This window comes from Streptomyces sp. NPDC054794 (genome assembly GCF_053611585.1).
Map to the genome: position 1 here is coordinate 23,348 of NZ_JBSHAQ010000079.1, position 9,314 is coordinate 32,661.

Annotated in this window: 7 protein-coding genes; 3 read left to right on the plus strand and 4 right to left on the minus strand. The window is 70.5% G+C overall.

Annotated elements, in window-relative coordinates:
• Positions 1-3 precede the first annotated feature (3 nt).
• The 4 genes from ACWGKT_RS44715 to ACWGKT_RS44730 form a co-directional block, all read right to left on the minus strand.
• On the minus strand, positions 4-1,122 hold the full coding sequence (locus ACWGKT_RS44715) for an LLM class flavin-dependent oxidoreductase (protein ID WP_453278221.1): 1,119 nt from the start codon (positions 1,120-1,122) through the stop codon (positions 4-6).
• A gap of 113 nt (positions 1,123-1,235) precedes the next feature.
• Complete coding sequence (locus tag ACWGKT_RS44720; RefSeq protein WP_453278222.1) at positions 1,236-2,006, minus strand: SDR family NAD(P)-dependent oxidoreductase; 771 nt, start codon at positions 2,004-2,006, stop codon at positions 1,236-1,238.
• A gap of 8 nt (positions 2,007-2,014) precedes the next feature.
• Complete coding sequence (locus ACWGKT_RS44725; protein WP_453278223.1) at positions 2,015-2,938, minus strand: LLM class F420-dependent oxidoreductase; 924 nt, start codon at positions 2,936-2,938, stop codon at positions 2,015-2,017.
• Positions 2,935-4,167, minus strand: coding sequence for an amidohydrolase family protein (locus ACWGKT_RS44730; RefSeq protein ID WP_453278224.1), 1,233 nt, complete (start codon positions 4,165-4,167; stop codon positions 2,935-2,937). The genes ACWGKT_RS44725 and ACWGKT_RS44730 overlap by 4 nt, the downstream gene beginning before the upstream one ends.
• A gap of 208 nt (positions 4,168-4,375) precedes the next feature.
• Here ACWGKT_RS44730 and ACWGKT_RS44735 point away from each other — a divergent pair, with 208 nt between their 5' ends.
• The 3 genes from ACWGKT_RS44735 to ACWGKT_RS44745 all read left to right on the plus strand — a co-directional run bounded on the left by ACWGKT_RS44735 (position 4,376) and on the right by ACWGKT_RS44745 (position 9,113).
• Complete coding sequence (locus tag ACWGKT_RS44735) at positions 4,376-7,324, plus strand: BTAD domain-containing putative transcriptional regulator (protein WP_453278225.1); 2,949 nt, start codon at positions 4,376-4,378, stop codon at positions 7,322-7,324.
• Between the two features lie 203 nt (positions 7,325-7,527).
• Positions 7,528-7,725: a sigma-like protein gene (locus ACWGKT_RS44740; RefSeq protein WP_453278226.1), complete on the plus strand. Its 198-nt coding sequence runs from the start codon at positions 7,528-7,530 to the stop codon at positions 7,723-7,725.
• Positions 7,726-8,153: 428 nt separating this feature from the next.
• Positions 8,154-9,113 (plus strand): hypothetical protein, encoded by a 960-nt coding sequence (locus ACWGKT_RS44745; protein ID WP_453278227.1) that lies wholly within the window; start codon positions 8,154-8,156, stop codon positions 9,111-9,113.
• Positions 9,114-9,314: the final 201 nt, after the last annotated feature.

Consider the following 9,314-nt stretch of genomic DNA (forward strand, 5'->3'; position numbering starts at 1 on the left):
CGATTACACGGCACCCCGGAACCGCGAAGTCCGATGAACAGGATCCGTGTCGATCTTCGGAATCACGTGCTCACCGATCAGCCGAATCGTCTGCAGCGTCTCCTCCTTCGGCACCCCCACCGGCAATCCGAAGCTCAACTGGTCCGCACCGGCCTGCTCCCACCGCTTGCACTGGCGGAGCACCTCGTCCGGGTCGCCGCAGATCAGCAGCTCCTCCTCGATCAGCAGCTCCACGAACTCCGGCGTGTACTCGGGCAGCGTCTCCGGCCACACCGGGAAGCCCTCGGGGCGCGGGAAGGTGTCGTGGTAGCGGAAGACCAGCGACGGCAGGTAGTGCAGCCCGCCGCCGACCGCGATGCGGATCGCCTCGTCGTGCGTGGGCGCGCAGATCGCCGTGGTCGTCACCATCACGTTGTCGTTGACGTAGTCACCGATCGGCTCGGCGTTCACGATGGCGGTCTTGTACTGCTCCAGCACCCACTCCATGTCGGAGACCTTCTGGATGCTGAAGCCGAGCACGCCGAGGCCCTTGCGCGCGGCCATGGCGTACGACGGCGGCGACCCGGCCGCGTACCACATCGCCGGGTGCGAGGAGCCGTACGGCTTGGGCAGGATCTTGCGGGGCGGCAGCTGCCAGTGCTTGCCCTGGAAGCCGACGTACTCGTCCTGCGTCCACATCTTCGGGAACTCGGCGATGGTCTCTTCCCAGATCTCCTTGGTGTAGTTCATGTCGGTGATGCCGGGAAGGAAACCGAGGATCTCGTGCGAGCCGGCGCCCCGTCCGCTGCCGAACTCGAAGCGGTTCTCGGTGAGGTGGTCGAGCATGGCGACCTTCTCGGCCACCTTCACCGGATGGTTCACCTGCGCCAGGGGGTTGAAGATCCCGGATCCCAGGTGGATGCGTTCCGTGGCGTGGGCCAGGTAGCCGAGGAAGACGTCGTTGGCGGAGAGGTGCGAGTACTCCTCCAGGAAGTGGTGCTCGGACGCCCAGGCGTACTTGAAACCGGACTTGTCCGCCTGGATGACGTACTCGGTCTCCTCCATCAACGCCTTGTGCTCGGCCAGCGGGTCGGTCTCGGCGCGCTTGCCCACGTATCCCTGTACAAAGAGCCCGAATTCCAAGGCGGTTCACCGTCCTGAGTCTTCGTGGTGTCATTTCTTTCTGACGCACCGTCAGATTCTCTGCCGCCCGACTGTTGCACCGCCCGCATGCACCGTCAATAGCTGACGGCCAGTCAGATCACCGAGACGCCCGCCAGCCAGCCTCCGTCGATCACGAAGGGCTGCCCGGTGATGTAGGAGGAGTCCTCCGAGGTGAGGAACAGCGTCAGGCGGGCCACCTCCTCCGGGCGGCCGATCCGGCCGAGCGGCACGAGCTTGCGGTACAGCTCGTCCAGGGCGCGGGTCATCTCCTCGGGATCCGCGCCCGGATCCAGGCGGGCCGGGTTGGCCATCGCGGTGTCGATGGCGCCCGGGCAGACGGCGTTGACCCGGATCCGCCGGGCGGCCAGCTCCAGGGCGGCGACCCGGGTGAGCCCGAGGACGGCGTGCTTGGTCGCCGCGTACGTCCCGACGGCCGCCATACCGGTCAGCGCCGTGTACGAGGCCGTGTTGACGATCGTGCCGCCGTCCGCCATCTCGGGCGCGGCCGTCTTCATGCCCAGGAAGCAGCCGACCTGGTTGACCTGGACGACCTGCATGAACTCGTCGAGGGGCGTGTCCACGAGGGAGTTGAAGCGCAGGATGCCCGCGTTGTTGACCAGGCCGTCCAGCCGGCCGTACGCCTGCTTGGTGGCGGCGAGGGCGGCCCGCCAGTCCTCCTCCCGGCCCACGTCGAGATGGACGTACAGCGCGCCCAACTCCTCGGCGAGGGCCCGGCCCTGCTCGTCGAGCACATCGGCCACGACGACCGACGCGCCCTCGGCGACGAACAGCCGCGCCTCCTGCTCGCCCTGCCCGCGCGCCGCGCCCGTGACGACCACGACGCGTCCGTCCAGCTTGCCCATGGCTCTCCCTAGTCGAGGCGGGGCGCGACCTCGGCCCCGAAGGCGGTCATCTGGTCCATGAGTTCGGTGCGGCTGCGGCAGCGGAACCGCACCTGGATCTGGTGCACGCCCATCGCCCGGTAGGCGCGCAGCGACTCGGCGAGGGCGTCGGGGGTGCCGCTGAGGGTGCGGCGGCCGACGTCCCAGGCGGGCGAGCCGACGTACAGCGGCTCGGTGATGGCCCCGACGGTGAGGGGGGCCTCGATGCCGGCCCGCTCGCGGAGCTCCCTCAGCCGGGCGATCTGGGCGGGCAGCCGGTCCCGCGGGTCCCCCTGCGGCAGCCAGCCGTCGCCCTTGAGGGCGGCCCGGCGTACGGCGGCGGGCGAGGAGCCGCCGACCCAGAGGGGCACGTGGGCCTGGGCGGGGCGGGGCCGCTGCCCGAGCCCTTCGAAGTCGAACCGCTTCCCGTGGTGCTCGGGGAACTCCTCCGGCCCGAGCGCCGCCCTCAGCGCGTCGATCGTCTCGTCGAGCACGGCCCCGCGCTGCTCGAAGTCCACCCCGAGCACGCCGAACTCCTCCGCCACGTGCCCGGCGCCGACCCCGAGGAGCAGGCGGCCGCCGGAGAGGTGGTCGAGGGTGGCGTACTGCTTGGCCGTGAGGAGCGGGTGCCTCAGCCCGACGACGGCGACATGGCTCAGCAGCCGGACGCGCTCGGTGACGGCGGCCAGGTGGGCGAGGGTGGCGACGGGGTCGTACCAGACCGTGCTCATGGCCGGGGCCAGCCGGCGCGGGATGGCGACGTGGTCGCAGCAGGCGACGTAGTCGAACCCGGCGCCGTCGGCACAGCGGGCGATCTCGACCAGGTCGGCGGGGCCGGCGGAGGCTTCCCAGGGCTCCGTGTAGATGGTGCTCTGGGACTGGACGGGGAGCTGGATGCCGTAGGCGAGGGTCACCGGGGCCCCTCCCACAGGCCGGCGTCCGAGAGCCCCAGCAGCTCGATGGCGTTGCCCCGGACGATCCGCTCGACGACGTCCGCCGACAGGTGCCCCATCTGGGCCTCGCCGACCTCCTTCGACTTCGGCCAGGTGGAGTCGGAGTGCGGGTAGTCGGTCTCGTACAGGACATTTCCGACGCCGATGGAGTCGAGGTTGCGCAGTCCGAAGGCGTCGTCGAAGAAGCAGCCGTAGACGTGGTCGGCGAACAGCTCGGACGGCGGCCGGTGGACCTTGTCCGCGACCCCGCCCCAGCCGCGGTTCTCCTCCCAGACCACGTCGGCGCGCTCCAGGATGTAGGGGATCCAGCCGATCTGCCCCTCCGCGTACATGACCTTGAGGTTCGGGAAGCGCTCGAACTTCCCGCTCATCAGCCAGTCCACCATCGAGAAGCAGCAGTTGGCGAAGGTGATCGTGGAGCCGACGGCGGGCGGGGCGTCGGCCGAGGTGGAGGGCATACGGCTGCTGGAGCCGATGTGCATGGCGACGACGGTGCCGGTCTCGTCGCAGGCGGCGAGGAAGGGGTCCCAGTCGTCGGTGTGCACGGAGGGCAGGCCGAGGTGCGGGGGTATCTCGGAGAAGGCGACCGCACGGACACCGCGTGCGGCGTTGCGCCGGACCTCGGCGGCGGCGAGCTCGGCGTCCCACAGCGGGATCAGGCCGAGGGGTATCAGCCGGCCATGGGCGCTGGGCCCGCACCACTCGTCCACCATCCAGTCGTTGTAGGCGCGGACGCACAGCAGGGCGAGCTCGCGATCCTTGGCCTCGGTGAAGGTCTGGCCGCAGAAGCGGGGGAAGGTGGGGAAACACAGGGCGGACTGGACGTGGTTGACGTCCATGTCGGCGAGCCGCTGGGGCACGTCGTACGACCCCGCGCGCATCTGCTCGTACGTGATGACTTCGAGTTTGATCTCGTCCCTGCTGTAGCCGACGGCGGTGTCGAGACGGGTGATCGGCCGGTGCAGATCCTCGTAGACCCACCAGTCGCCGAGCGGGCCCTCGTCGCCCGGTTTGCCCATCACGGGCTTGAACCGGCCACCGAGGAAGGTCATTTCCTTCAGGGGGGCGCGGACGATACGGGGACCTGTGTCCCGGTATTTCTTCGGGAGCCGGTCCTGCCAGACGTGCGCGGGCTCCACCGTGTGGTCGTCGACGGAGATGATCTCGGGCAGTGCTGTCCGGGTGTCCATGGCGCTCACGGTAGCGCCGATCTGACGACCCGTCAGCTATCGTGCGGGCGCCGGTGGTGACTCGATCTGTGCGCAACTGTGCGAACAGCGTGTGAGGGGCCTGTGGACTCCCGTGAGCCGGCCTGTGATCGGCGTCTCGCACGGCTGACGCATCCGCCATGAACAAGGCAAACTGACGGAGTGGTTCGGGATGTCTAGGGGGACGGGCATGGACGGTGTACCGCGGGTACCGGAGCAGCGGCGCCCCGGCTCCTCCGAGGAGTCGGCGGCGTTGCGCTTCAGCGTGCTCGGTCCGGTGCGCGCCTGGCGCGGCGAGGAACCTCTCAACACCGGCTCACCCCAGCAGCGCGCCCTGCTGGCGGCCCTGCTGCTGCGCGAGGGCCGGACGGCGACCGCCGCCGAGCTGATCGACGCCCTGTGGGGCCCCGAGCCGCCCTCGCAGGCCCTGGCGGCGGTACGGACGTACGCGTCCCGGCTGCGCAAGGTCCTCGACCCCGGGGTCCTGGTCAGCGAGTCCGGCGGCTACGCGGTGCGCGCTCTGGGCGAGGGCGCCCTGGATCTGGCGGTGGCGCAGGACCTGGCCGCGGACGCGGAGAAGGCGCGCAGCGCCGGGGACCTGAGCCTCGCCCGGGACGTACTGAACCGCGCGCTGGCCCTGTGGGACGGGGAGCCGCTGGCCGGCGTCCCCGGCCCGTACGCCGACGCGCAGCGGGTCCGCCTGGAGGAATGGCGCCTGCAACTCCTCGAATCCCGCCTCGACATGGACCTGGAGCAGGGCTGCCACGCGGAGGCGGTCTCCGAGCTGACGGCCCTGACGGCGGCGCACCCGCTGCGCGAACGCCTGCGTGAGCTGCTGATGCTGGCGCTGTACCGCAGCGGGCGGCAGGCCGAGGCGCTGGCGGTGTACGCGGACACGCGGCGCCTGCTGGCCGAGGAGCTCGGCGTGGATCCACGCCCGGGGCTCAGGGAACTCCAGCAGCGCATCCTGCAGGCCGACCCGGCCCTGGCGGAACCGTCGGCTCCGGTGTCCGAGCCCGCGGTGGTGCCGGTGCGTCCGGCCCAGCTGCCCGCCACCGTCCCTGACTTCACGGGCCGCGGATCCTTCGTATCCGAGCTGAGCGACGTGCTGGCGTCCGCGGAGGGCCGAGTGATGGCCGTGTCGGCGCTCGCGGGCATCGGGGGCGTCGGCAAGACGACCCTCGCGGTGCACGTGGCCCACCAGGCACGGGCCGCCTTCCCGGACGGCCAGCTGTACGTCGACCTCCAGGGCGCGGGCCCGCGCTCGGCGGAACCGGAGACGGTACTGGGCTCCTTCCTGCGCGCACTCGGCACGGCCGACTCCGCCATCCCCGACTCCCTGGAGGAACGGGCGGCGCTGTACCGCTCGGTGCTGGACGGCCGCCGCGTCCTCGTCCTGCTGGACAACGCGAAGGACGCGGCCCAGGTACGTCCCCTGCTGCCCGGCACGGAAGGCTGCGCGGCCCTCGTGACCTCGCGCGTCCGGATGGTGGACCTGGCCGGCGCCCACCTCGTGGACCTGGACGTGATGTCGCCGGACGAGGCACTGTCCCTCTTCACGAAGATCGTCGGCGAGGAGCGGGTGGCGAGCGAGCGGGAGGCCGCCCTCGACGTGGTGGCGGCGTGCGGCTTCCTGCCACTGGCGATCCGCATCGCGGCCTCCCGCCTGGCGGCCCGCCGCACCTGGACGGTCTCGGTCCTGGCGGCGAAACTCGCGGACGAACGCCGCCGCCTGGACGAACTCCAGGCGGGCGACCTGGCGGTCAAGGCGACGTTCGAACTCGGCTACGGCCAACTGGAACCGGCCCAGGCACGGGCGTTCCGGTTGCTGGGCTTGGCCGACGGGCCGGACATGTCACTGGCGGCCGCGGCGGCGATCCTGGACCTGCCGGTGGACGAGACCGAGGACCTGTTGGAGGCCCTGGTCGACACCTCCCTGCTGGAATCGGCGGCGCCCGGCCGCTACCGCTTCCACGATCTGGTCCGGCTCTACGCGCGTGCCTGCGCGGAAAGGGACGAACAGCCGCCGAGCGAGCGGGAGGCGGCGATGTCGCGGTTGCTGGACTTCTATTTGGCAACGGCGGCGGGGGTCTATGCGATCGAGCGGCCCGGGGACCGCATGGTCGTCCACTTGGCGCCGACCTCGTACAGGGGCCTTTCGTTCACGGGGCGGGCGGAAGCCCTCGACTGGCTCTTCGCGGAGGCTCAGTGCCTACTGGCCTGTGCCAGGCAACAGACGACCGGCAGAGGGCTCGGCCGAGCCGTTGATCTGCTGTGGGCCGCGAAGGATCTGGCGGAGTCGGGCGCGAACGCGAAGCAATACGAAACGGCGGCCGTGACCCTGCGGGATGCCGCGCAGGTGGACACCGACGTCCGAGCGGAAAGCCGTGCCCGGACAGCGCTCTCCAATGTCCACCTGGCCGCCGGACGCTACTCCGAGGCGGACGAAGAGGCTCGCTGCGCCGTCGCACTGGCCGCCACAGCGGGAGATGCCGCACCCATCAGCTGGGCCTCCACCGACCGGGGGATCATCGCTCTCAGTCAGGGCCGCTACGAGGAGGCGGAGGAGTTCCTCACCACGGCCAGGGACGGTTATCGAGCGGACGGGAACCGGCCGGGTGAGGCCAGCGCACTCTGCAACCTGTCGCGGCTCTACGAGCGCATGAACCGCACGTCCGACGCGGTCACCTTGGCGCAGCAGGGTGTCAACATCTTTCAGCAACTCGGCCTCACTCTGCGTCTTGCAAATGGCCGCTACGCCCTTGGCGTCGCACTCATCCAAGCCGGACGGCTCTCCGAGGGCCTCGTGCAACTGACCGATGCCCTGGCGATGTTCGGGAACAACCGGCAACGCCTGTGGGAGGGGACGGCACACTTCCGCATCGCACAGCTCCACCTGGCCGCTGGGCGCCCGGCTCAGGCGGCCCAACACGCCGAGCAGGCTCTGGCGATCGGATTCATCGGCGGTGATCTAATCCGAGGCAGTGTGCTGAGCACTCTGGGCAAGAGCCTCCACGCACTGGGCCAGTTGGATCGGGCGCGGGCCTGCTGGCACGAGGCCCTGCCCCTCCTGGAACAGTCGGGAGCACCCGAGGCCACCGAAGTACGCCTCCTGCTGGCACCGCTGGACGCACCGTGAGCTCGCCGTCTACGGCGTTCATCGAACGTTTATGACCGCCTGAGAGAGTCGACTCAACGGCTCATCGCGTCGGGGGACATGAGAGCCGTACCGAGCCCACGGGGGGTGGGTCCGGCTCATGTCCTCTGTCCGGCGATACTCGGGGGAGTCGCCGGACAGAGGCATCTCACCACTTGAACATCACTCCCAGGGGGAGCCTGAACATGAGCAGCACCGAGAAGCAGACGACAGACGTCACCACGATGGAGAACCACGCTCCCGTGCCGCCGGCTCTGGACAAGACCACGGCGAAGGACACCCAGACGGCCGCTCCGTCGGCCGCTCCGTCGGCCGATGGGGAGATCACCACTCTCGAGAACCACGCGCCTGTCCCGCCCGCCCTGGACCTGGGCGGCAAGTAAGCCTCATTCCCGACGGGATCGGCCGCGACGGCACGGAGGGGAGCCGCCGCGGCCGAGGCGTGTCGGGCGCCGAAGGGTCTCGACTGTGGGGCCGGGCCCAGGCTCGGCCCCACAGTCATGCCCTCAGCGGCAGCGGACCGCTCCGCCCTTCAGCGGTTGCCGATTCCGACCCCGCGCAGTTCACACCACAAGGTCTTGCCACCCCGACCTCCTGGACCACCTCCATCACCTCGCTGACGCACTGCCCCCTTCCCGGGCGCACCAATTGGCCGCCCCGGGACACTCCCTAGCCTCCCAAACCCGCCCATTCCACTCCACTGCCCGTCCCAAAGCGTCCAATCCCCGCGCCCGACCGTGGGCATACCGTGGGCAAGCGGGGTTATCCACAGGCTCCACGCTCGCCGGCGCGAGTCTGCGATCTTGGCGGGGTGGAGCAGATCGGATTACGGGAGTTGGCGAAGGACGGTGTCCTCCTCACCTCGCGTGCCCTCGCGGCCGGCTGGCATCCGCGCCGACTCAGCCGGGCCCTCCGAGCCGAGGGGTGGGCCCAGTTCCAGAACGGCACCTGGATCGAACCGGGGCGCTCCCCGGACCTGATCACCCGGCTTCGGGCTGCGCAGCTCGTCAGGCCACGGCTCGTCGTGAGCCACCGGTCGGCGGCCGCCCTCTGGCGGATCGAGACCCTCGCCCCGGCTGCCGAGGGACCGCTTGAGTGCACCGATCCGTCTCTCACCCTCCGCCGGGGAGGGGCGGGCGTGCGCGTGCACCGCATCCCCATCGCCGCGACCGAGGTGGTTGAACGGCAGGGCCTGCGGGTCACGGTTCCCGGCCGTACACTCATCGACCTGCTCCGGGACGGGCCCAGGGACGACGCGATCGTCGCCGTGGACTCCGCTCTCGCCTACCGCACAGTCGAACGCGTCCGCCGCGCCCCGTTCACGAGGCTCGACTCGATCACCGCCGCGCTCGAAGTCCCCTCACGCGGTACGGTCAGGGCCCTCAAGTGGCTGGCACTGTGCGACCCTCGCGCAGGCTCACCGGCCGAGACCATCGCCCGCCTGCGCATGCACGACGCCGGGCTCCACCCCGAAAGCCAAGCCGAGGTGCACACCCCGGACGGCCGCCGCTGCTTCATCGACTTCCTCTTCCGGGCAGCAGGCCTTGCCGTGGAGATCGAGGGGTACGCCTATCACGGCACCCGCGACTCCCACCGCCGGGACATCGCCCGCTACAACCAACTCCACCAGTGCCCGGAGATCAGAAGTTTCCTCCGCTACAGCGCCGAGGATGTCTTCCGGCGCCCTGCCCACATGATCGGGGAGATTCGGGGTGCGTTGGCTGCGCTGACCGCGCGAGAACAAGGGGACGCGATGACTGGCGTGGGTTGAGTCGGTCCCGTGGGCTTCCGGCCGACGGGGGCTTCCGGCCGACGGGGGCTTCCGGCCGACGGGGGCTTCCGGCCGACGGGGGCTTCCGGCCGACGGGGGCTTCCCGGTTTCGCGTCGGCTTCAAGTGACCGTGGGGGCCGCCCGCTTCTTGGCCAGTGTCGTGCTTGCGCGCCCCGAGTAAAGGGCGCTGCGCTGTCGCTC